Source organism: Nostoc flagelliforme FACHB-838, from assembly GCF_014698065.1.
GTDB lineage: Bacteria > Cyanobacteriota > Cyanobacteriia > Cyanobacteriales > Nostocaceae > Nostoc > Nostoc flagelliforme_B.
Map to the genome: position 1 here is coordinate 31,652 of NZ_JACJSI010000012.1, position 20,981 is coordinate 52,632.

At 41.4% G+C, this 20,981-nt stretch carries 24 protein-coding genes and 1 pseudogene; 14 read left to right on the forward strand and 11 right to left on the reverse strand.

Features of this window, described 5'->3' with window-relative positions; genetic code table 11:
* Positions 1-245 precede the first annotated feature (245 nt).
* On the forward strand, positions 246-1,520 hold the full coding sequence (locus tag H6G97_RS08935) for a serine/threonine-protein kinase (RefSeq protein ID WP_242054860.1): 1,275 nt from the start codon (positions 246-248) through the stop codon (positions 1,518-1,520).
* 123 nt (positions 1,521-1,643) lie between these two features.
* Positions 1,644-2,720, forward strand: a complete 1,077-nt coding sequence (locus H6G97_RS08940) for a PstS family phosphate ABC transporter substrate-binding protein (RefSeq protein WP_190940278.1) — start codon at positions 1,644-1,646, stop codon at positions 2,718-2,720.
* A gap of 113 nt (positions 2,721-2,833) precedes the next feature.
* Here H6G97_RS08940 and H6G97_RS08945 read toward each other — a convergent pair whose 3' ends face one another.
* The 4 genes from H6G97_RS08945 to H6G97_RS08960 form a co-directional block, all read right to left on the reverse strand.
* Positions 2,834-3,406: an REP-associated tyrosine transposase gene (locus tag H6G97_RS08945; RefSeq protein ID WP_190940279.1), complete on the reverse strand. Its 573-nt coding sequence runs from the start codon at positions 3,404-3,406 to the stop codon at positions 2,834-2,836.
* Positions 3,407-3,702: 296 nt separating this feature from the next.
* On the reverse strand, positions 3,703-5,529 hold the full coding sequence (locus H6G97_RS08950; protein WP_190940280.1) for a tetratricopeptide repeat protein: 1,827 nt from the start codon (positions 5,527-5,529) through the stop codon (positions 3,703-3,705).
* Positions 5,519-6,811 carry an ATP-binding protein gene (locus H6G97_RS08955; protein WP_190940281.1) on the reverse strand — a complete coding sequence of 431 codons (1,293 nt, stop codon included), beginning with the start codon at positions 6,809-6,811 and terminating at the stop codon, positions 5,519-5,521. The genes H6G97_RS08950 and H6G97_RS08955 overlap by 11 nt, the downstream gene beginning before the upstream one ends.
* A gap of 677 nt (positions 6,812-7,488) precedes the next feature.
* The gene (locus H6G97_RS08960; RefSeq protein ID WP_190940282.1) at positions 7,489-7,686 is read right to left on the reverse strand and encodes a hypothetical protein; all 198 of its coding nucleotides are present in this window, start codon (positions 7,684-7,686) and stop codon (positions 7,489-7,491) included.
* A 181-nt stretch (positions 7,687-7,867) separates the two neighbouring features.
* Here H6G97_RS08960 and H6G97_RS08965 point away from each other — a divergent pair, with 181 nt between their 5' ends.
* From H6G97_RS08965 to H6G97_RS08970, 3 genes are all read left to right on the forward strand, one after another.
* Positions 7,868-8,236: a hypothetical protein gene (locus H6G97_RS08965; protein ID WP_190940283.1), complete on the forward strand. Its 369-nt coding sequence runs from the start codon at positions 7,868-7,870 to the stop codon at positions 8,234-8,236.
* Positions 8,237-8,386: 150 nt separating this feature from the next.
* Positions 8,387-8,560, forward strand: coding sequence for a DUF6888 family protein (locus H6G97_RS55890; protein ID WP_422394173.1), 174 nt, complete (start codon positions 8,387-8,389; stop codon positions 8,558-8,560).
* A complete protein-coding gene (locus H6G97_RS08970; protein ID WP_190940284.1) occupies positions 8,557-8,769 on the forward strand; it encodes a DUF6887 family protein in 213 nt (70 codons plus the stop codon). The genes H6G97_RS55890 and H6G97_RS08970 overlap by 4 nt, the downstream gene beginning before the upstream one ends.
* Before the next feature lie 63 nt (positions 8,770-8,832).
* On the opposite strand, the gene H6G97_RS08975 is transcribed toward H6G97_RS08970, so the two are convergent.
* Positions 8,833-9,228, reverse strand: coding sequence for a Pepco domain-containing protein (locus tag H6G97_RS08975; RefSeq protein WP_190940285.1), 396 nt, complete (start codon positions 9,226-9,228; stop codon positions 8,833-8,835).
* Positions 9,229-9,474: 246 nt separating this feature from the next.
* On the opposite strand from H6G97_RS08975, the pseudogene H6G97_RS08980 reads away from it, so the two are divergent.
* A pseudogene (locus H6G97_RS08980) lies at positions 9,475-10,345 on the forward strand (Rpn family recombination-promoting nuclease/putative transposase).
* A gap of 70 nt (positions 10,346-10,415) precedes the next feature.
* On the opposite strand, the gene H6G97_RS08985 reads toward H6G97_RS08980, so the two are convergent.
* From H6G97_RS08985 to ndhC, 3 genes are read right to left on the reverse strand one after another with little or no spacing between them, the layout of a single operon-like run.
* Complete coding sequence (locus H6G97_RS08985; RefSeq protein WP_190940286.1) at positions 10,416-10,946, reverse strand: NAD(P)H-quinone oxidoreductase subunit J; 531 nt, start codon at positions 10,944-10,946, stop codon at positions 10,416-10,418.
* Positions 10,939-11,676: a photosynthetic/respiratory NAD(P)H-quinone oxidoreductase subunit K gene (gene ndhK / locus H6G97_RS08990; protein ID WP_190940287.1), complete on the reverse strand. Its 738-nt coding sequence runs from the start codon at positions 11,674-11,676 to the stop codon at positions 10,939-10,941. The genes H6G97_RS08985 and ndhK overlap by 8 nt, the downstream gene beginning before the upstream one ends.
* Complete coding sequence (gene ndhC, locus H6G97_RS08995) at positions 11,667-12,029, reverse strand: photosynthetic/respiratory NAD(P)H-quinone oxidoreductase subunit C (RefSeq protein ID WP_100899269.1); 363 nt, start codon at positions 12,027-12,029, stop codon at positions 11,667-11,669. Before ndhC ends, ndhK begins: the two co-directional genes overlap by 10 nt.
* A gap of 334 nt (positions 12,030-12,363) precedes the next feature.
* On the opposite strand from ndhC, the gene H6G97_RS09000 reads away from it, so the two are divergent.
* The 6 genes from H6G97_RS09000 (at position 12,364) to H6G97_RS09025 (ending at position 14,791) form a co-directional block, all read left to right on the forward strand.
* Positions 12,364-12,699, forward strand: a complete 336-nt coding sequence (locus H6G97_RS09000) for a rubredoxin (protein ID WP_190940288.1) — start codon at positions 12,364-12,366, stop codon at positions 12,697-12,699.
* 177 nt (positions 12,700-12,876) lie between these two features.
* Entirely contained in the window at positions 12,877-13,896 is a 1,020-nt protein-coding gene (locus H6G97_RS09005) for a photosynthesis system II assembly factor Ycf48 (protein ID WP_190940289.1), read from the forward strand.
* 178 nt (positions 13,897-14,074) lie between these two features.
* Positions 14,075-14,323, forward strand: a complete 249-nt coding sequence (psbE, locus tag H6G97_RS09010; RefSeq protein WP_190940290.1) for a cytochrome b559 subunit alpha — start codon at positions 14,075-14,077, stop codon at positions 14,321-14,323.
* A gap of 9 nt (positions 14,324-14,332) precedes the next feature.
* Positions 14,333-14,470: a cytochrome b559 subunit beta gene (psbF, locus tag H6G97_RS09015; protein WP_015115279.1), complete on the forward strand. Its 138-nt coding sequence runs from the start codon at positions 14,333-14,335 to the stop codon at positions 14,468-14,470.
* 8 nt (positions 14,471-14,478) lie between these two features.
* The gene (locus tag H6G97_RS09020; RefSeq protein ID WP_012411802.1) at positions 14,479-14,601 is read left to right on the forward strand and encodes a photosystem II reaction center protein PsbL; all 123 of its coding nucleotides are present in this window, start codon (positions 14,479-14,481) and stop codon (positions 14,599-14,601) included.
* A gap of 70 nt (positions 14,602-14,671) precedes the next feature.
* Positions 14,672-14,791 (forward strand): photosystem II reaction center protein J, encoded by a 120-nt coding sequence (locus tag H6G97_RS09025; protein ID WP_012411803.1) that lies wholly within the window; start codon positions 14,672-14,674, stop codon positions 14,789-14,791.
* Positions 14,792-15,175: 384 nt separating this feature from the next.
* On the opposite strand, the gene psaI is transcribed toward H6G97_RS09025, so the two are convergent.
* Entirely contained in the window at positions 15,176-15,286 is a 111-nt protein-coding gene (psaI, locus tag H6G97_RS09030) for a photosystem I reaction center subunit VIII (RefSeq protein WP_100899265.1), read from the reverse strand.
* Between the two features lie 214 nt (positions 15,287-15,500).
* Entirely contained in the window at positions 15,501-18,560 is a 3,060-nt protein-coding gene (locus H6G97_RS52305; protein ID WP_242054861.1) for a hypothetical protein, read from the reverse strand.
* 586 nt (positions 18,561-19,146) lie between these two features.
* Here H6G97_RS52305 and H6G97_RS09040 point away from each other — a divergent pair.
* A complete protein-coding gene (locus tag H6G97_RS09040) occupies positions 19,147-19,344 on the forward strand; it encodes a hypothetical protein (protein ID WP_190940291.1) in 198 nt (65 codons plus the stop codon).
* 81 nt (positions 19,345-19,425) lie between these two features.
* Positions 19,426-19,902, forward strand: a complete 477-nt coding sequence (locus H6G97_RS09045) for a Tic20 family protein (RefSeq protein WP_190940292.1) — start codon at positions 19,426-19,428, stop codon at positions 19,900-19,902.
* A 3-nt stretch (positions 19,903-19,905) separates the two neighbouring features.
* Here H6G97_RS09045 and H6G97_RS09050 read toward each other — a convergent pair whose 3' ends face one another.
* Positions 19,906-20,679 (reverse strand): fumarylacetoacetate hydrolase family protein, encoded by a 774-nt coding sequence (locus tag H6G97_RS09050; protein ID WP_190940293.1) that lies wholly within the window; start codon positions 20,677-20,679, stop codon positions 19,906-19,908.
* Positions 20,680-20,981 lie beyond the last annotated feature (302 nt).

Sequence of the window (20,981 nt, forward strand, 5' to 3'; positions counted from 1 at the left end):
ACTAGTGTTAGATTTACTGAAATAATAAAATTATTTAACTATTCCAGAAATAAATTTTTATATTAAGATACCTATAAAGGTATTAAATGAATCAATCAGGCGGCTAACCATAAACATAAAACTGCTCAAAAGCATAGGTTGCCTGAGAAGTTGACTGCCTTAAATACTAACAAATCTCGCCACAAGTATTGATAATCTTACCCAAGCTCTGAATGGTCAACAAATTAACAAGTAGTATACGCCACATGAGCCAGAACCCTCTAGTCAGAAAAACACTCCGAAGCCGCTTTGAAACTGTCAAACTGGTGGGAAGCGAAGAATCTGGTGATACTTACTTGTTAGGAAGTGGTATACGTAATAGACATGGATACTCTTTCGCCAGAAAAACACTTCGGAATCGCTTTGAGATTGTCAAACACTTAGGAAGCGGAGGATCTGGTGATACCTACTTAGCCATAGACTTAGATTTACCAGGGCAACCCCATTGCGTCGTTAAACATTTTCACCCAAAAGATCCTAACCCTGCGGTTGTAGCGATCGCTAAAAGCTTATTTGATCGGGAAGCAGAGGTTTTATACCAGTTAGGTAACGACCACGACCAAATTCCTAGATTATTTGCTCATTTTAATGAAGATGGGGATTTTTATTTAGTCCAGGAATTTATTGACGGTCATGCCTTGACTCAAGAAATTGTACCAGGTCAGCATCTTAGCGAGAATGCAGTCTTAAATTTATTAAAAGACATTTTGGAAGTTCTAGCCTTCGTCCACCAAAACGATATTATTCACCGAGATATTAAGCCTCAAAACTTAATGCGGCGGTACTCCGATCAGAAGATTGTATTAATTGACTTTGGGAGTATTAAAAAAATTGGTGCTTTAGGAGCAGGCTTAACAATTGCTGTTGGCACTCCTGGCTATATGCCAAGCGAACAAGCTAAGGGAAAGCCAAAACTTTGCAGCGATATCTATGCAGTAGGTATGATTTGCATTCAAGCTTTGACAGGTTTAGTACCTGAGCAACTACAAGAAGATCCCAATACTGGAGAAGTTATCTGGCGCGATCAGGCACAGGTAAGCGACGCTCTAGCAGATATTTTAGATACAATGGTTCGCGATCGCTACAATCAGCGTTACCAATCTGCCACAGAAGCTTTGCAAGCGCTAAATTTTGCTTTGGAATTGTCACCATCCTTACAATCTTCTAGCATAAATCAAAAGGCTGATGATAGCTATTTCCTAAGTTATAAAAACTTTATTTTGTTGTTGGGAATAGGGCTTGGCGCGACCACGAGCTTGATAGTACTAGTTTTAATCTATACATTTATTAATACAGGTACATCGCCTCCAAACCAACCAACTCAATTAAATAATTTTAGAGAAAAATTGGTTGAGCCACGGATTACTAATGTTAATGTCAATAGTCTAGTAGCCAAATCAGTTTCTAACAGGGGAGCCTATAAAAATAGTTCCACTATTATAAAGACTACCAAAAAGAAAATTGAGCTTTACTACAATTAGAAATAGTTAATCATTTATTAGCAATCATAAAACTCGTTGTTAAATTGCTGATTCCAAGTTTGCTTTTAACCTAAATTTTTATAAATTCCTGTAGGATAAATAGAATAAACAACATTTAAAAATATGGACAATACAAATCAAAAAAAAGCTTTGATTAACGGTGAAATCGCCCTTTTCCTGAGAGGTTTGATTATTGGTAAAGTGCTGACGCTTATGGTTATTGGCGGGTTGCTTTGGTGGTTACTGAAGCCAAATTTAGCGTCTCGCACGAGCGTTAGCTCTTCCTCTAATCAGAATCTCAACGCCCTCTCTAGTAATGCATCAACTTTTCAGACAGTTGCTGATGTCCCCAATGCCTCATTTAACTATGGAGGCAGTACAGCTTGGGCATCTATCCGACAATTGGTAGATTCTCAGATCCAGAGCGATCGCCCTGAATTACAATTACGCTATGTAAACCCTGTTAGTGGTAGCCCTGGTTCTAGCTCCGGCATTCGGATGTTACTTGATGGGAAAATAGACTTTGCTCAGTCTTCCCGTCCTCTGACAGATGAAGAACAAGCTATGGCCAAAGAGCGAGGCTTCACCCTTGAGCAACGTCAAGTGGGTAGGGATGGAATAGCAGTGGTAGTCAACCCATCACTCAATGTACCTGGTTTAACTGTTGATCAATTACAGCAGATTTATTTGGGGAAAATTACTAACTGGAATCAAGTAGGTGGGCCAAATCTACCCATTACACCTTTGTCTCAACGACCAGAGAACGCAGATACAGTAATATTTCCTAGCAACACCAACTTAAAAGGGCAAACACTTGGCTCTAATGTGGAGTACGTCTACTCTACTACAGAGGCAGTGCGCCAACTCAGTAAAACTCCTGGTAGTGTCTATTACGCTTCTGCCCGTTCAGTATTACCTCAATGTAGTGTGAAGGCTTTGCCATTGGGTAGCACTTCTGTTCAGCTAATTCCCCCCTACCGCGAACCCCTGGTGTCACCTGAGCAATGTCTACGTCAGCGCAACCAGCTAAATACTCAGGCTATTAAAGATGGTAGCTATCCCCTAATCGCTAATTTGTTTGTGATTATTAAGCAGAATAAAAATCGGGAACAGCAGATTGGAGATGCATACACTAAGCTTTTATTAACTGATGAAGGGCAAAGGGCAATTGAGCAAGCTGGTTTTGTTGGAGTTCGTTAGTACAGCGATGTCTACGACGGGCTACGCCTACGCACTTTCCACTACAGATTATTCAGATCCCCGACTTCTTTAAGAAGTCGGGGATCTTTAGTTAGGGAGGATCTTTAGTTAGGCTAATCATCCAGTAGCAGTCTTTTGAAACCAGCGCTATCAGGTAGGTTATGATCCGTTAAAAATTGCTGATAAGCTAATTCTGACTCAATTTGCATCTTGATATACTCTGTTTTGGCTAGTGTTCCTCCTCGTAATCCTGCATATTCCAAATAGCTGGAAAACTCCCATTCTTCAGGTTGCTGCACCAGTTCTGCTTTCACCGGATTTAAATGAATATAACGTGAGAGGTTGAGAAGATAGTCAGTTTGTAAAATATGAATACTTTGAAACCTTCCCTGAAATAGCACCCCAGAACGATTAAAACGCTTATTAATTGCCTTTGTGTAAGAAAGAGAGAGGGATTTCATTGCATCAGACAGAGTTTCATCTCTCAGATAGACCAAAAAGTGATAGTGATTGGGCATTAAACAATAAGCAACAATATCTACTGCATAAGTTATGAGATGTTCCCTTATCAACTGGAGAAAATAAATATAGTTCTCACGCTCAAAGAAAATCTTTTGGCGATTGTTCCCCCGATTATAGACATGGTAAAAGTTGCCAGTTTGCAGAGGGGTTTGTCGTCGCGGCATAGGCAAGAATATGAGATTTTGCTTTAGTATGCCCTTCTAACCCAATCAGATCCCTAATCTAATCAGATCCCCGACTTCTTAAAGAAGTCGGGGATCTTGGGGAAGCGATGCCTACGGCTGTAAACTACGCACCATTAACTATTTATGTATTTATCATCTGAGTTGAAACTATTTACATTCACTCGACAGCATAAGAAGTAAATTGGCTGCTTTTTTAACCTGTTGATGGAATACGTCTTTAGCCATTTTGCTATCTCTACATTGGAGTCAGCTTAACCCAAAATAATGTTTTTGCTCTATGTAATGCGTTCCTCGAAGGGGTTGTCGTTCGCGCAGCGTGTTTTAGACAAGACATCGCACTCTCCATTATTCTGCATTGCGACGGCGAGCTTTTCTAGATTTTGGCGAACCGTCACACTACGGAGATGATCTACACCCCAGACTCGCTCACAAATATCTAAAGCTTGCAAATAAAGCGGTTCTGCTTCGCTGTAACGTCCAGTTTCACGATAAATTTCTGCCAGATTATTGAGACTTTCAGCAACATTGGGATGATTTTCTCCCAACAGGTGCTTATCAAGTTCTAAGGCTTTTATACATAAGGGTTCCGCTTCATTGTAACGCCCTTGCTCCCTGTACATAAAACCAAGAGCATAAATAGTATCTGCCAAAAGCGGATGCGCCTTTTGCAATAGACGTTCCTTGAGTTCCAACGATTCCAAAAACAAAGATTCCGCTTGATCGTAGCGTCCTTGAGCGCGATATATCAATCCTAAATTGTGTAAATCTGTTGCAACATCGGGATTCTCTTCTCCCAAAAATTGCTTATCTAGTTCTATTGCTTGTAGCGACAACGGTTCAGCTTCACTGTAACGTCCTTGATGATAATAAAGTAGCGCTAAATTATTCAGTATAAAAGTGAAAGAAAGATGATTTTCGCCAACCAAACGTTTTTCAAGTTCTAATGATTGCAGATACAGAGGTTCTGCTTCTTCATAACGTCCTTGTTCATCATATAGTAATGCCAAATTGTTAAGACTGGCGACAACATCGGCATGGTTTTCTCCTAACAGGTGTTTCCTCAGTTCCAAAGCATCCTGATATAAAAGTTCTGCTTTAGTATATTGTCCAGTAGATTTGTAGAGTCCTGCCAAATTATTCAGGCTAGTAGCGAAAGAAGGATGGTTGTCTCCTAGCAGGCGTTTCCTCAATTCTAAAGCTTGTTGATATAATGGTTCGGCTTCGCTGTAGTTTCCTGTTGCACGATAGATTCCTGCTAAATTGTCGAGGCTAGTAGCTAAATCTATCTGCAAACCCGATTCATTTTGTAGCTCAATTGCCTTACGCCAATACTTTATTACTAGTTCTTGTTCTTCTTGATAATTTTGAGACTCACCCCGCTCTAATCTGCTGCGGTAAATATCACCTAATCTTGAGTATAAAGTAGCCAAACTGCGATCTTTACTTCCCTGTTCCTGTTCTACTTTCTCAATTAACCCTTGTAAATCTTGGATGGGCAAGAAAAAGGAGTTATCTTCATTAGTATCTGTGCTAGCTAATTCTGTGTCTCTAAAAACAAAACGTATATGTTCTAATTCTTTACCAGGAATAGCATTCGTCTTTTTAGATTCAAACCGAAATACACCATTACGCCAACTCCAAAAATCAGGAGCTTTTTTAATCAAGTTGACTAAAATTTGGTTAGTTACCCAAAGTACGATCGCAAACGGAAACTCGCGCAATCCTTCCCTTGTCCATTGTAAGTAACCAAAAAATTTCTCCTGTTCCGATTGCTCGTTTCCCAATCTGAGAAAATAAAGTTGTTCAGCACCCGTTACAGTAATCACCGCCGGGTTATGCTGACGAAGATATTCTTCTTGTTGTAGCAGTTGGTTAAGCGCAGCTTTTAGGCTCGGTTCGTGACGTGCTAAAGTCTCTCGATATGCACGAAAAGCGGGTTGCAGTTCAGCTTCATACTGGGTAATAATCTCATCACGAAAGCTAGCATCATCGCAAACTGCAATCAATAAATTTAATCCTCGCTTTTGGGCTTCAATAGAAACAATTAAATCATCATAGGCATCTTGATTTTCTCCCTCATCAAATAATTCTTCATTTAACATTAATAGCTCCCTGTCTTTTCAAGCTCTCGATAATAATTGGATGAACATCGTACCAAGTTTCATCAGTGCGATATTCTAGAACGTACAGCCCATGTAGCAAATCTAAAAACTCTGCTTGTTTAGGATCATTAGGCATAAATTGTTCATAAACACTCTGCAAAATATCTGTATCAGCTTTTCCTAAACGTATAGAAAAGTCATTGCGTATTTTATTGATTGCCTGAAGGAGAATTTTATCATCAATAATAACTTCGGCTGTCGGATTTCGCCGGATCATTCGCAAACAAATGCGGCAACATTCCTTAGAAATCCGAATTAACTCTCGCAATACGCCACCACTGTAAATTACGATTTTCTCAGCAGTTTCTGCCGTGATCAATTCACTGGAAATTCGCTTTTGTAAAACTTCACCAAGAATCTTTGTTGCTTCCGGGCGAGGTTGAGCATTGGGGAAGCGATTTTTACCTTTATCAAAAATTTTTAATACAGGCATTGCCACAACTTGATCGTTGGTTTCAGTGGCAATTATTGTGCTGATAAATGTTTCTCGAAGGACTGCGATCGGGATTGTGTAGATAATTTGAAAGTTAGGTTGACAAAGAGCTTTAATGTTATCTCGATAGATTTCGTTAACTCTGCCTAAATCAAGCTTATCTAAATCATCAATAATTACTAAAACATTTTGTTTAGTTGCAGCTTGAATTAAAGCAGCTATTTCGTTAATTCTGGCAACTAAATCTGATAACTTGCGTTCAAACTCTTGCTTAATTTCATCCCGAACACTAGCATCAGCTTTTAATTTAGAGCTAATTAACTTTAAGAGGTCAAAACCTACACTAACTTCTGCTTGCAAATTTGATTCTTCAGTGCGAGTACGGGTAGCAAACCACTTATAAAGAGCTTCTTTAGTCGATTGCGGAATATCAACTTTGCGTGCTTCTGCCTCTGTCATTAAATTAACTGCGATCGCAAACAGTATATTAATATGATTAACTGCCGACATTTCAATTTTGTCAGCAATAGAAAACAGAACTACAAAATATTTATCTTGAATTTGTCGGCTAAACTCAGCTAACAAAGTAGACTTACCACATCCCCGATGTCCTGTAAAGACAATTTTGCCATCTCCATTAGGACTATCTTCCACTAATTGGTTCAGGTCTGCAATCAAATCATCACCATATTCGACTCGAAATTTTTCCATTTCGTTCCGTTCCATCAACGGAAACAGTTCGAGATTACTGTATGCTTCTTGAAAGGAGTTTAATAAGTCTTCAGACATAGAGAGTGCCATAAATGTGCTAACTATTCATATAATGGCTCATGATTTTTAAAGCACAAGTTCAGGCAATGTCTAGGATAGAGTATGCCTACATAACTTCTCAAATTTAATTAATAAATAACTACTAGGTGAGTAGTATGTTATGTCTTAAAAAGAGATGTCTTAATACCCAAATTTCAACCTATCAATAAGTAACAGAGGTCAATAATCAATAAAACTGAATGATAGATTATACATTCGATAATTCAGACTGAATGATAGATTATACAGATAACATCCTGAAAGCTACTTAACACATAAATAAAATAAAATTTTCAGTTATAAAAATAAATTTTTAGCGTGCTTCGTCTCATCCTCCTTTAGCCGATGCGATGGTAGCTGTTGTTACTATTGGTTTACTAGGCAGGTATCTCACTTTTGGAAATATAGCGCTTCTCGTTTGTGTGAGGTACACCCGTAGGGGCACGGCACTGCCGTGCCCCTACACCACGCGATATAATGTTGTACCACACCTCAATGGAACCGCTATATACCCAGTACCGCAAGGCGGAAGCTAAAAGTCAAAAAGCTTAAAAGACAGGCTTTTGAACGATTTGAAATAGTTGTTTTATTTACGCCGTGCTGTACTAGCGATTTTTATTGGCTAGGGTTAGGGTGGGGTTGTTCTGTTGAGCCAATTAAGCGTTATGAATTATTTGAACAACTTTCATCAAACCAGCTTTTGCGACATCAAAACTAGCTTTTGCGACATCAAAACCAGCTTTTGCGACATCAAAACCAGCTTTTGCGACATCAAAACCAGCTTTTGCGACATTAAAACCAGCTTTTGCGACATTAAAACCAGCTTTTGCGACATCAAAACTAGCTTTTCTCAACAAATTTCAGCAAATATACCCGCATCTATCTAGTTGCCTAATGCTATCCAATGCTCTTAAAATTCTGTAACTTCACTGTGGCTGGTGCATCTGGTTATTGCGTATTTTGATGATATATAAATAACTCAGTGTGTAAGATCAGGGTTATTTATAAATTAATTAATCCAAACAGGAAAACTATATGACGCAACGCAAACGAAACTCCATGTCACTCACCAAAGCTGAACGACGGATTGAAGGAATGGAGACAATTAACCCTAAGTTAGACTTTAATAATGGGTTTTCAATTGCTACTTACAACATTAAAGTAATTGAGTTACGAGAAAAGCTAGCCGCTTATAATCAAGCACAAACAATAGTAGATAAAACACACAATGCATTAATAGAAGCAGAACGTGAGTTGAATACTTATTCTGAGCAAATGCTACTGAATGTTGCATCTCGCTATGGCAAAAATAGTGATGAATATGGAATGGCTGGTGGAACGCGCAGGTCAGACCGCAAAAAACCACGCCCAGTAGTAAAACAAACAGTCCTAAATCAGTCGTGAACAATAAGATCCCCGACTTCTCAAAGAAGTCGGGGATCTGAGTCTCTCGATTTTCACAACTCATTTAGGATTGCTATAGATGGTTTGATATTTTCTTCCCCTTACCTGCTATTCTGATTCCAAGCTATGCGGTTATGAGATCTACAAATCTTGCCAACTGCTGAACAAGGCATCAGGTGTGTCATACTATGTCAATCTTTGACCAATACATTCATTCCTATTTACATTTTCCGCCTTGATGAACAAACAGGTAATGTGCTTATTTTGGCAGGAGATAACATAGAGATAGAAATCTATCGCAATGGTCTTTTGAGGTTCTTGTGATTGAGCCAGAATTTAGCAGCATGAGCAAAACCGAGTTAAGAGCCTTCGTCATTGCTCACTCCGACAACAAAGCAGCGTTTCGTGCTTTTGTTGACCGCTTTACATCTGAAGCGTCTCCAGAGACTTTTGACATCCCAAAATCGAATGCTGAGATTGAAGAAGTTGAAATTTTGATTAAACAAAAATTAGAACAATTAAATAATTCGTAATTCGCAATGACGCTCCTACGTCGCTACCGCTACGCTAACGCGATCGCCCAATTTTTTGCCATCTCACTGTGATTCTTGGCGCTTGAACTTCAGCTTAATCGCTCCTTTACTCCCAGCTTTGACACCACTACCAATTAATTTAACTTCCCCATCTGCATTAATTTCTACCGATAGCTCAATTTCATCTAGCTTCATCTTGGAGTTGACTTTTGCTTGCTGTTCAGCCTGACTAAACAAACTTCCCACGACTTTGAGGAAGTGAGTCATATTTTGCTCTAATGTTTGAGCGCTAACCTTAACGGCATCTCCTACCCCTTTGCTACCAATACTTTCCCTGATAGTTTCGTCTCCCCAACTGCGTGTATTATTACTCCCGCCTTTAGCACCATCAGGAATCGATATTTGAGGGGTATCATCCGTCACAATCCAAATACCGTCGTTTTGGGGTGTTTCTGACATATTATTTTAAATATTTACATTAAATCTTCCCACTAATATAGATACAACGCTAGAGATAGGGATTCCGATTACTAGGAAATCTTACTGAGCATTTTAGCGATCGCACTCAAATTATCTCAGATTGAGTGCGATGTCTACGACGGGCTTTGCCTACGCTTTCCCTAAATAGTCCAATCAAAAATCTAAATATCTGTAATCCAGTATTAAGTACAATTATTTGATAACTTTCAGTGCATTTACAACCCCATGATAAAACCCGCCGATGTCAGCACCAAACGCTTAATCAGCCTTGCACCTGATAACTGGGTAAAATGGGTAACGCAAATTCCTGATATTGTTGCTGGCGAAATTCTCAACTCAGAATTTCAGTGGATAAGTCGAGAAAGTGATGTTTTAATCCGTGTCGAAAGTCCTCAGCATGGAAAATTTCTCGTTCTTAACGAATTACAACTGCGCTATAAATCCGAAATGCCGCGCAGGATGCGTGCTTATGCAGCACTTGCAGAAGAAAAATATAATTTGCCAACATATCCAGTACTAATTAATATCCTCAAGGCAAGTGACGCTGAAATACCGACAAGTTATGAATTAAATATTGCTGGTTTACGTGCTATTCAAGATTATCGTGTCATTAACCTGTGGGAAGTTGATGTAAATATTGCCTTTGCACAACCATTACCATCACTACTGCCATTTGTACCCATCCTCAAAGGAGGTGATAACGAGTCTACGATTCGGGACGCATTGCGAATCTTACGTGCAGATGAACAATTGAATCAACTAGAAACAGTATTAGGATTTTTTGCTACGTTTGTATTAGATAGTGCAATAGTTCAACAGATTTTGATGGGATATGGCACTTTTAGAACAGTCGCCTTGGTATCAAGAAATTTTTAGCAAAGGGGAAGAACTAGGAGAACTGCGAGGAAGAAAAGAAGAGTTATATTCAGGAATTGAATTAGCATTAGAAATTAAGTTTGGCAATCAAGGTTTAGAATTGATGCCGATAATTTCTCAAATTACAGATTTGCAAAAATTAAAAGCAATTCAGCAGGCAATTAAAACTGTAAATACAGTCAATGAATTACAGCAAATTCTGTCAACCAACTTGACATGAAACACCAAAAACATAACCCCTCTCCGCCACCGGAAAGGGGTTAATCACTACTGCTAAAATTCAGCAATCTCTAATAAGCGTCTTGCAACTCGTAGAAATCAGGCGAGATGTAATCCTTCCGCAAAGGCCAACCTATCCAATCTTCCGGCATCAAAAGCCGTTTGAGATTTGGGTGTCCTTCGTAGATAATGCCAAACATATCGTAAGATTCGCGCTCTTGCCAATCTGCGGTCTTCCAAATCCAGTACAGAGAAGGGACTACGGGGTTTTCCCGTGGTAAGAACACCTTAACTCGAACTTCTTCGGGGCGATCGCTATTATCACCGACTTTAATCAAGTGATACACACTCACCAAGTCCTGTCCTGGCCCAAGGTCAACGCCACCTTGGAACTGGAGATAATTAAACCCATAAGCATAAAGGGCTGTAGCGGTAGGAAGCAAGAAATCTGCCCCCACTTTAATTATCTCTACACCATTCTTATCCGGTGTTAAAAACTCATGGTCAAAGCCATTTTCCGTTAACCACTGGGAAATTTTACCCGCTTGTACCAATGCCTCTTCTTTGGCTGCTGGTACTGGTTTAGATTCTTCTTCAGCCACGGGTTTGTTCCTCCTTTTGCGCCTTTTCTGTCAGCAGTGCAGGTGGTATTGGCATACCTATCGCTTCCGCCAATTCCTTCGGTGGTGCATAGCGAGTTTCTGACTGCAAATACTTACCAGTTAAGATTTCATCTACTGGCTTCAGGTTATGAGTCGTGCTGTAGTAGCGGTGAGTTTGCTTAATTTTATCCCGCTCTTGCATCGATTCATTGGAGATTTTCTTCCGCAGCTTAATGATTGCGTCAATAATTGCTTCGGGACGGGGAGGACAACCAGGCAAATACACATCCACAGGAATCAGTTTATCGACTCCGCGTACTGCCGTGGGGGAATCAACACTGAACATCCCGCCAGTAATTGTGCAAGCACCCATCGCAATTACATACTTCGGCTCTGGCATTTGTTCATAAAGACGCACCAATTGCGGAGCCATCTTCATCGTAATAGTCCCTGCCGTAATAATTAAATCGGCTTGGCGGGGACTAGAACGGGGAATTAGTCCAAAACGGTCAAAGTCGAATCGGGAGCCAATTAAAGCTGCAAACTCAATAAAGCAGCAAGCAGTACCAAACAGTAACGGCCACAGACTAGAAAGTCGCGCCCAGTCGTAGAGGTCATCAACCGTCGTCAAAATGACGTTTTCTGAAAGGTCTTGAGTGATTGTAGTCCGCTCAATGGGGTTGATGATTCGTTCTTTGCCCTGGGTTGTTAAATTAGAATTCAAGACCATTCCAAAGCTCCTTTACGCCACGCGTAAACTAAAGCGACTACAAGAATTGCAATAAAGACTAGCGCTTCAATAAATGCTAATAGCCCCAAACGGTGGAAAGCTACCGCCCAAGGATACAAGAATACAGTCTCCACATCAAAGACGACGAAGACCAGAGCAAACATGTAGTAGCGGATATTGAATTGAATCCAGGCTCCCCCGATGGGTTCCATACCAGATTCATAAGTGGTGTGCCGTTCTGGGCTGTAACCACTGGGTCGTAGAAGCTTGGAAGCTGAGAGCGCTAAGGCAGGAACTAGGCTACAGACTATGAAGAAGCCTAGAAGGTACTCGTAACCGCTGAGGACAAACACAATGAGTATCTACCGCTTATGGAGTGTTTTAAGTAGTGGCTGGGGATTGGGAACTGGGGATTGGGGGCTAGAGACTGGAGGACTAGGGAGATAAAAAAGACAAGGAGGATAATTAATGCCCAGTACCCAGACCCCAGTACCAAATCCCAAATCTCTACCCAATCCCTCAACTGCGTAACTTTCTTTTACATTATATCTATTTGGTTTTTCTGAAATCTGGGAAACAGACGCACTTCAGGTATTTGATTCGTTTTTGGTAGTGATAGAAAAGCCTAACAATTATGTCATAATTTTTAACGTATATTTAAGAATTCTCCTCTGCGAGGCCCTAGCCATGAGCGAACCAGTTGTTGAGACTCCGGTGTTAGACCACTACGAGTGTCGCGCCTGCGGTTATGTTTACGAACCTGAGAAGGGAGACGACACGCATGATATTCCTTCCGGGACACTCTTTGCAGAACTGCCCACAAATTGGCGTTGTCCAGTTTGTAGTGCCAAGAAGACCGCTTTTGCCAACATCGGCCCTGCGGGTACTGCATCCGGCTTCAAAGAAAATCTCGGTTACGGTTTAGGTGTCAACAACCTAACGCCAACCCAAAAAAATATCCTGATTTTTGGCGCTTTGGCTCTTGGCTTTTTGTTTTTTATTAGTCTCTACGGCTTACAGTAAGAGCCGTTAAGTAATTTAAAATGACGCTCACGGACTCGCTCTAAGCGAAGCCATGCCGTTGGCGCAGCCTCTCGTAGAGAAGGCTTTACGCTGCACTAACAAAATGAAGAACTCAGGATTGCCCAGCATCCTGACTGACGACTCCTACAAAAATTTAGAAACAATTAAGAAATACTGATGCATTCATTTGTGAAAAGTTGGCAACGAATAGCTGCCTTGTTGATAGTAGTCGTCATGTGCATAGGTTGTAGCAAAATTCCCTCTGTTAGTTACAACCCTTGGAAAGTCATTTCTGTGCCAACAAACTCGAATTTATTGGATATTGCTTTTACTGATAACCCTGAACATGGCTACTTAGTAGGTAGCAATGCCACCTTGTTGGAAACTAATGACGGTGGTGATACGTGGAAACCAATAACACTGCAACTGGATGAGCAAAAGTATCGTTTTGACTCAGTAAGTTTTGCAGGTAAAGAAGGCTGGATTGCCGGAGAACCTGGACTGTTGCTGCACACTACTGATGAAGGTGCTTCTTGGTCGCGTATTCCCCTAAGCGAAAAGCTACCAGGTAGCCCGATCGCAGTTAAGGCAGTAGCAAAAAACACAGCGGAAATGGCTACTAATGTCGGAGCCATTTATAAAACCACAGACGGCGGCAAAAACTGGAAAGCCCAGGTGGAATCAGCAGTGGGTGTGGTGCGTAACTTAGAGCGTTCTGCTGATGGTAAGTATATTGCTGTTTCCGCTAAGGGTAGTTTCTACTCGACTTGGGAACCAGGCCAAGATGCTTGGGTTCCCCATAACCGCAATAGTTCTCGGCGAGTAGAAAACATGGGCTTTGGTGACAATGGGCAATTGTGGTTGCTAGCTAGAGGAGGTCAAGTTCAGTTTAGTGACCCAACTAAACCTGAAGAATGGCAAGAGGCAAAATATCCAGAGTTATCCACCAGCTGGGGTTTACTAGATTTGGCATATCGCACACCTGATGAAATTTGGATAGGTGGCGGTAGCGGTAATTTGCTACGGAGTCCCGATGGTGGTAAAACGTGGGAAAAAGACCGTGAGGTAGAAGAAGTTGCTGCTAATTTGTACAAAATTGTGTTCTTAGAGCCAGAACGGGGATTTATAATAGGCGATCGCGGCGTATTGCTCAAATATTTACCAAACCCGGAAACAACTTCTCCAGAAGCAGCTTAATGGGGAATGAGGGCTGGGAATTGGGGACTAGGTAAGAGTTTTCCCAATAGCCTAATTTCCAATAGCTAATACCCAATCCCTAGTACTATTTCTGAGAAGAACGTTGCAACTTGTAACTCTTTCTTAACTTTGTAGGATAATAAACTCTATAACATTCTTTGTGAAGGCAGGAATCTAAATGTCAGGTACCACTGGAGAACGTCCGTTTTCGGACATCATTACCAGCGTTCGTTACTGGGTAATTCACAGCATCACCATTCCGGCATTGTTTATTGCTGGTTGGTTATTTGTCAGCACCGGACTGGCTTATGATGCTTTTGGCACACCCCGCCCCAATGAGTATTTCACACCAGCGCGGCAAGAAGTGCCCATTGTGAAGAACCGTTTTGAAGCTAAAAAACAAGTTGACCAATTTATCGGAAAGTAATTTGAGATCATGACTAGCGGCAATAACATCAATCAACCAGTTACCTATCCAATTTTTACCGTTAGATGGCTGGCAGTTCACACCTTAGGTGTACCAACTGTATTCTTTTTAGGCGCGATCGCCGCAATGCAATTTATTCAACGTTAGGAGTAATTATGGTAGAAAGATCGCCTAATCCCAATAATCAACCGGTTGAACTAAACCGGACTTCGCTATACCTGGGACTACTACTAGTTTTCGTTCTGGGAATTCTGTTTTCCAGTTACTTCTTTAACTAACTGGAAGTTCTGCTGTTAGTCTTTGTTTGTTGAACCTGTGTTGATTTGTTGTTAAGGGAGGAAAGAAGCTGTGTCTGGAAGTGGGAGAATTCCCCTGTGGGTCGTCGCTACGATCGCAGGTTTAGGTATAATTACAGTCCTGGGCATTTTCTTTTATGGTGCCTACGCCGGACTAGGTTCTTCGATTTAACATTAGTTAGTTTGAACCGAACACTATAAGTCAGAATTTTCTAGCATTTGTTGAGAAATCAACGTTAAAAAAACCGCCTGTCTCCATAAGATAGGCGGTATTAATTTTGGTCAATAGTCTAGAAACATATCCGACAGAATTGATGGCAATACGGTTCGGATAAGATCCTCCCGCCTGTGGCGACCCCCTTCAAAAGGGGGTACAGGAGGAAAATAGCCTCTCTTTTGAAGGGGAGCCACTGCAATCTTGGGGTCTCCTAAAGTGGAGCAATTGGCGTGGGTTAGGGGGATCTCCGCAGGGTAAACAAGCTAACTGAACTGTATTGGAATTAATAGCACTTGCTTATCCGAAAACTTGACTAATGACTAATGGCTCGTGACTAGATCAACCAATATCGTCTCTTTCAATGTATAAAAAGAAAAACGCGAAGGTAACAGCGGGAAAAACCAAACCAGTGAGCGGAACTAAGATAGAAGGCAAAAAGGAAGCTGCCATAGTAAAGGTTCCTGTTAAATAACACTACAATTCAAAATGAGCTTACTGCAAATGCTGCCAAGATTTTTGAAATTCTAAAGATTTTTAACACAGGGAATGTGGGGAGTGGGGAGTGGGGGCAAGGGGGAGAATAAAAATTAGCTCTCTCCCCTCTGCTCTCAGCAAGAACTGCTCCTCTGCCTCTTCTCCATGCCCCATGCGCCTCAAACCTGAGTTACATACCGAGGAGTTCATCTAGCTGCAAGCTTGGCAAGTCTGGAGGAATTACAGTCTTTACGATTGTAACTTTGTGACTCTCCTGTTGTGTTGTCAAATCAAGTGCGATCGCTTCTAAGCGAATTTCCAAACAGCCAAAGGGAATGTTTAATTGTGTTATCACCTCCAAACCTCCCGATACATTAGGTAGTAAATCTGTCAATAGATGAGGCCCATCTAGTAACCAGCGAGTTTGATAATCTTTTAGCCATAACTTGACAACAACTTGCGGAGGTACTTCAGGCAATACTACGCGCACCATTACAGGCTTGCCAGAGATTAGTTCGCCTTCTGGCAGATGCAACTGTGGAATTGGTAAAGACTCAATGGCCGCCGCAATTCTAGGCAAGGAAGCAGATAAATCTAATAGTGGTTGCTCCTCTTCTTCAAAAGGGTAACTTCTTTTTGTATCGGCTTCCAGTTCACTATATGTATCATCTACAACGATTTCTTGCGCCAACCAAGCCGAAGCTATATTTATTTTTATCGGAGGAGGAGGTGGCGGTAGTTGTCTCGACAGAGCCGATGATAGCGTTGGTTCTAATACTTTTTCTATTTCCGTATTTTCTTCTATCCCCAGATCCGCTTCCTTGGCTGTATCTACATCTTCCCCTAAGTTACCCAGATCAGAAACTAACCGTTGGACTTCTTGCCATGTATCTTGTTCGTGTAACATATCCGTGTTGACATCTAGGTTTAACGGCAAATTGATATCAACATTCGCAGTTTCTGCATCTAGAGAAACGGGCATCAGCTGCGCTGGAACATAGTTATCGTAGTCTTGAGGTTGCAGATCATTGGTGGATTCAGGCAAAGAGTAACCTTGGCTCTGCATCCACTTCCTGAGCAGAGGAGATGAGTAAAGATTGCCTGTTGTAATGAATTGTGCATTTTGCTGGGCTTCTATTTCCGCAACAGATTCTTCCTGGAATTGTTCATTTTGCTGAGTTTCTATTTCAACAACAGATTCTTCCTGGAATTGTTCATTTTGCTGAGTTTTTATTTCAACAACAGATTCTTCCTGGAATTGTGCATCGCCTACTACTAATTCAGGCGTATTTTCATCTACCGCTACAATTCCATCCAACTGCGGGAAGTCTTCAGCCGCTTTAACTTCCAATGCATCTGGGGAAACATTGTTTTTTACTTCTTCTTCTGCATCATTTGGTAAAGCTTGTAGCCGTTTCAAATATGGCAAAGTAGTGGCGAGTATTGGCATTCGACGTTGCCTGATGACCAACTGCTCCAAATTGATCACAGTGATAGTAACATCCTTTTCTAGAAGTTCTTTCTGTGCAGGGGGTTCTGTAACAACATCTGTGGGAGTGTTGGCATCGATTTGAACAGGAGGTAATTTTGGCAATTGAGGCAATTGAGGCGAAGTGGCTGAATTCTTTAGCTTAGATGTTGTCCGCAAGGTAGTTTCTCGCAGAACTTGCAGGTTAATTTGCGCTGGTAGGGATGTATTTGGGGATGGATCGAGTATCTGAGGCTGCTCTGTTTTTGGAATCTTGACCAGATTGAATAGTTTCAAGTCGAGCCTAACAGGTGCTTCTGCCTCTGCGAAAGCAGCAGATGAGTCTGATGGTGCTATCGAGTCATTTAACGATGTACTAGGTTTTGCTGCGGCAGTGATTGCCAGTAATTGTGTTACATCTGCTGTAATGGTGAAAGACTGGCTGGCTAACCGCATGATTTCACTATCATCGGTGAATTTACCATACAAACTGATATCTGCCAAAATTAATTTGGATTCACAGTCAGCAGGAATATCAATTGAGGTATTGATGGTGAAGGGCAACTGTTGATTTGGTAACGGTTGCCGTACCTGAGTCAAAATTTTCGAGTTATTGGGCGATCGCAGTTCAATTTCTAGTTCAAGTGCCCGTAGGCTTTTTGAGGATAATGTTTCAGCCTGATCTAAATTTATCTTTTCTTTGAGTTCTATGTGTCCGTTGATTGTCAGACGTTTTCCCCAACGGGCAATGTAAGTATCTTGACCTAAAGTTAGCAGTAATGGTGGCGGTAGTTGTGTTGCTGAAGAATCTGTAACCTTTTCATTTTTGGATAAAGGTTCAGAAGTGGGTAAATCTAAATCTATTAAATTTTGTAAAATTTCTTCTGCCGTTTCACCTTTGAGCCACACAGGACTCGCAGGCTCATCGATAACTATATCTTCTTCCGTTTCATTTAGCAGAATAGTATTAGTTGCCAGTTCTGCGGAAACAGCGATCGCATCATCTAAGGTAATTGTCGGTTCTTCTGGAGCAATGTATTCTAAGTTGCCTTCATCTGGCACAACAATGGTGGCAGAGTTGCTGTCTGTAGTAGCTGCCAATTCTGTGGAAACAGCGATCGCATCATCTAAGGTAATTGTCGGTTCTGCTGGAGCAATGTATTCTAAGTTGCCTTCATCTGGCACAACAATGGTGGCAGGGTTGCTGTCTGTAGTTGTTGCCAATTCTGTGGAAACAGCGATCGCATCATCTAAGATAATTGTCGGTTCTGCTGGAGCAATGTATTCTAAGTTGCCTTCATCTGGCACAACAATGGTGGCAGGGTTGCTGTCTGTATTAGCTGCCAATTCTGCGGAAACAGCGATCGCATTATTATCTAGTGCGGTTTCTGCTAGTGCGGGTGAATTTGATTCTACATTTTCCCCTTCTGCCACTTGTGACAAGACTTGCAGCTGCACTCTGTATTGCCAAGATTTACCGAGCAGCTCCGCCATCAAATCGCCGGAACAGCGCAACTCCCACACACCCGGCTGGAAGTAGGTAAAAGGAATTACCGCCATTAAGCCTTCTGAGTTAGTACGACGCGATCGCTTAAAAATTCGCCGCGTTGGTTGAACTTCCTCGGTTGAAGAGTGAGTTACCCGTACTTCCACATCTGTATTAGGAAGGTTAGAACGAGCTAAAACTCTATACTGTCCTTCCAAAAGTTCCAAATTTGGCGATTCTAGGACATGCCACGAGCGATCGCCTTGTTTCTGTATCAGAAATTGCCAGTGTTCCATTGTGAGTGATGCCCAGACCGACGAGCCGCTGAGTAATATTGTGATTAACTTGCTTGCAAGTTTACCTCAGTATTTTGTAAATGCATCACTTGAATAGCTATCAAGTTAACTAAGTTTTACTTACTTGACTTTTCTCACTTTAACTAGTCATGTCAAGGGAATTCCAACAGGTCGCCCTGTTGCTTGTGGGTAAAGCTTTTGTTATTTTCTGAATATTAAGTTTGACAAACTCCAGTGCTAAATTAACAGATATGCAATGGATCTCTTTAGTTGCCTTTGCTCAACCTAGTGCAAAAATTTTTGTATTATTTTTTACCAAAATTTCCAATTTGCAGTAGACACAACGTAGAATAAGTTAAGATTCACTTGAGAATTGTTATTGAATCGTAAATACCCACATTTTTGCTACAAAAAGGTAGGATGTGGCTCTTAAGTGTCCTCTGCGATCGCTGACTCTGGGTGCAAAGTGCGATCGCAAATCACAACACTTACGTATCCAATCTACCTGAAGCGGCTCGAACCGCTACAAAGCGTGTCCTCCCCTGAGTGAAATGTGGGTGAAAACGAGGATTTACAGGAGGATTCGATGCTAGTCATTTTAATGGACGATCAAATCCTTGCCCCTGGGCAAGTTTGCCAGTCTTGTTTACTCGCTGACGGAAGCGGTCAACCCCGTTGGCGTGGGGGTCAACTGCGTTGTGGTCAAGCCATTCGCAAACTTACTCAACAGCAGCCAGACCAGTATGAGTGCATGATGGGCTTTCGCATCGCCCATATAGAATAGTTGAATTTCTCAGCAAGACCAAGCAACTGCGTTATCCTAAGCTCAAGTAACTATAGAAATTTAACCACAGGAGAACGCATAATGTCTTGGCGTGGGTCTACAACAGTTTCAGATCGGATTTTTGCTTCCTTGCCTTATTTGCTTCCTCTAGTTGAGGTTTTTGTATTTGGTAGATACTTACTCACAGAGTTTCCACCACTACAACTGCTGTTTCTACCGCTTGTGCCGTTGTTAAATATTTACTACGGTGTGCGTTATGCAGGAATGATTATTTTCTTTGCTTTATTTTTGTTAGTAGTGAGAAACGAAAAAATTAGTCACTTTATTCGTTTCAACACTATGCAAGCAATTCTTTTGGATATAATTATTTTCTTGTTTGGCATCCTGACTGATGTTGTGGGGCTAGTTCCCTCTGGTGGTTTTGCCATCCAAACCCTATCCACAACAATTTTTATTGGCATAGTAGGAGCAGCCGTCTATTCAGTCATCCAGTCTGTGAGCGGACGCTATGCGGAAATTCCGGCGATTTCCGATGCAGTGTATATGCAAGTGCGTTAGAAGTTAACGGGATGCTACGGTGTTTTCCAGGCGACCAATACCTTCAATTTCTACGCGGACGCGATCGCCTGGATGCAATGGACTGACACCCTCTGGTGTACCTGTCAGCACTAAATCACCTGGTAATAATGTCATCACCTGACTGATATAGGAAACTAAAACATCGGGGGAAAACACCATCTGATCGATACAGGCAGATTGGACTGGATTAACGTTGTCATTTACAAAAGTCTGCAATTTCGCCCCTGGATTTAATTCCCGCACAATCCAAGGCCCCAAGGGACAGAAAGTATCAAAACCTTTGGCTCGCGTCCATTGACCATCGCGTTTTTGTAAATCCCGCGCTGTTACGTCATTGGCGATGGTGTAGCCCCAGATTTTGGTTTGGGCTACCTCTGGTGTACATTCAAAGGCATAATCGCCAATCACTAATGCTAGCTCTCCTTCGTAGTCAACTCTTTGTGAATGGGGAGGATACTTAATTTGACTTTCAGATGGAATGATCGACGTGGGTGGCTTCAGAAATATCAATGGCTCAGAAGGTACTGAAGTTCCCATTTCGGCTGCATGATCTGCATAATTCTTACCTACCGCCACAATTTTTGAGGGGGCGCAAGGAGCCAAAATTTGGTAATTTTCTGGTGTCAAAGTTAAATCAGTGGGTTGCCCATGTAACCAGGGCGGAGCATCTAGCACCTGTACATTAAGGGATAGCTGTAGTAAGCCATAGTAAATCTGTCCTTCTTGATTTTGAATTCGCACATAGCGCTGCGCCATAACCTTGATGAATATCCTTTTATCTGCTTTTTCGTTGCTGTGAGTGGGTAACAATCCTCAGTTAGCTCTTTAACAAACCGATTGAGTCTTGAGCAAAAGCTATAGATACCCTTAGAGAAAGATACCCCTTGGCGAAGCTGATAGTTAGATCAATCTTGCTAAAGAAATATCAGGGTTGCCCCCCGACCTAGTTTTCATTATGGACATCCAAAAAATCCAAACTTCGGCGGTTTGGCTAATGATTCAAATAGAAAACTGGTAAGATTATAATTCCTTGTTGCTTCAGATGTTGATCAATACTG

Bases quoted from the DNA above. Each gene is read 5' to 3' on its own strand.
- H6G97_RS09005 (WP_190940289.1), top strand. From the start codon at position 12,877: ATGCATTCATTTGTGAAAAGTTGGCAACGAATAGCTGCCTTGTTGATA.
- H6G97_RS09020 (WP_012411802.1), top strand. From the start codon at position 14,479: ATGGTAGAAAGATCGCCTAATCCCAATAATCAACCGGTTGAACTAAAC.
- psaI (WP_100899265.1), bottom strand. From the start codon at position 15,286: ATGGCAGCTTCCTTTTTGCCTTCTATCTTAGTTCCGCTCACTGGTTTG.
- H6G97_RS52305 (WP_242054861.1), bottom strand. From the start codon at position 18,560: ATGGAACACTGGCAATTTCTGATACAGAAACAAGGCGATCGCTCGTGG.
- H6G97_RS09045 (WP_190940292.1), top strand. From the start codon at position 19,426: ATGTCTTGGCGTGGGTCTACAACAGTTTCAGATCGGATTTTTGCTTCC.
- H6G97_RS08935 (WP_242054860.1), top strand. From the start codon at position 246: ATGAGCCAGAACCCTCTAGTCAGAAAAACACTCCGAAGCCGCTTTGAA.
- H6G97_RS08945 (WP_190940279.1), bottom strand. From the start codon at position 3,406: ATGCCGCGACGACAAACCCCTCTGCAAACTGGCAACTTTTACCATGTC.
- psbE (WP_190940290.1), top strand. From the start codon at position 14,075: ATGTCAGGTACCACTGGAGAACGTCCGTTTTCGGACATCATTACCAGC.
- H6G97_RS08950 (WP_190940280.1), bottom strand. From the start codon at position 5,529: ATGTTAAATGAAGAATTATTTGATGAGGGAGAAAATCAAGATGCCTAT.
- H6G97_RS09000 (WP_190940288.1), top strand. From the start codon at position 12,364: ATGAGCGAACCAGTTGTTGAGACTCCGGTGTTAGACCACTACGAGTGT.
- H6G97_RS09040 (WP_190940291.1), top strand. From the start codon at position 19,147: ATGCTAGTCATTTTAATGGACGATCAAATCCTTGCCCCTGGGCAAGTT.
- psbF (WP_015115279.1), top strand. From the start codon at position 14,333: ATGACTAGCGGCAATAACATCAATCAACCAGTTACCTATCCAATTTTT.
- ndhK (WP_190940287.1), bottom strand. From the start codon at position 11,676: ATGGTCTTGAATTCTAATTTAACAACCCAGGGCAAAGAACGAATCATC.
- H6G97_RS08940 (WP_190940278.1), top strand. From the start codon at position 1,644: ATGGACAATACAAATCAAAAAAAAGCTTTGATTAACGGTGAAATCGCC.
- H6G97_RS08965 (WP_190940283.1), top strand. From the start codon at position 7,868: ATGACGCAACGCAAACGAAACTCCATGTCACTCACCAAAGCTGAACGA.
- H6G97_RS08975 (WP_190940285.1), bottom strand. From the start codon at position 9,228: ATGTCAGAAACACCCCAAAACGACGGTATTTGGATTGTGACGGATGAT.
- H6G97_RS08955 (WP_190940281.1), bottom strand. From the start codon at position 6,811: ATGTCTGAAGACTTATTAAACTCCTTTCAAGAAGCATACAGTAATCTC.
- H6G97_RS09050 (WP_190940293.1), bottom strand. From the start codon at position 20,679: ATGGCGCAGCGCTATGTGCGAATTCAAAATCAAGAAGGACAGATTTAC.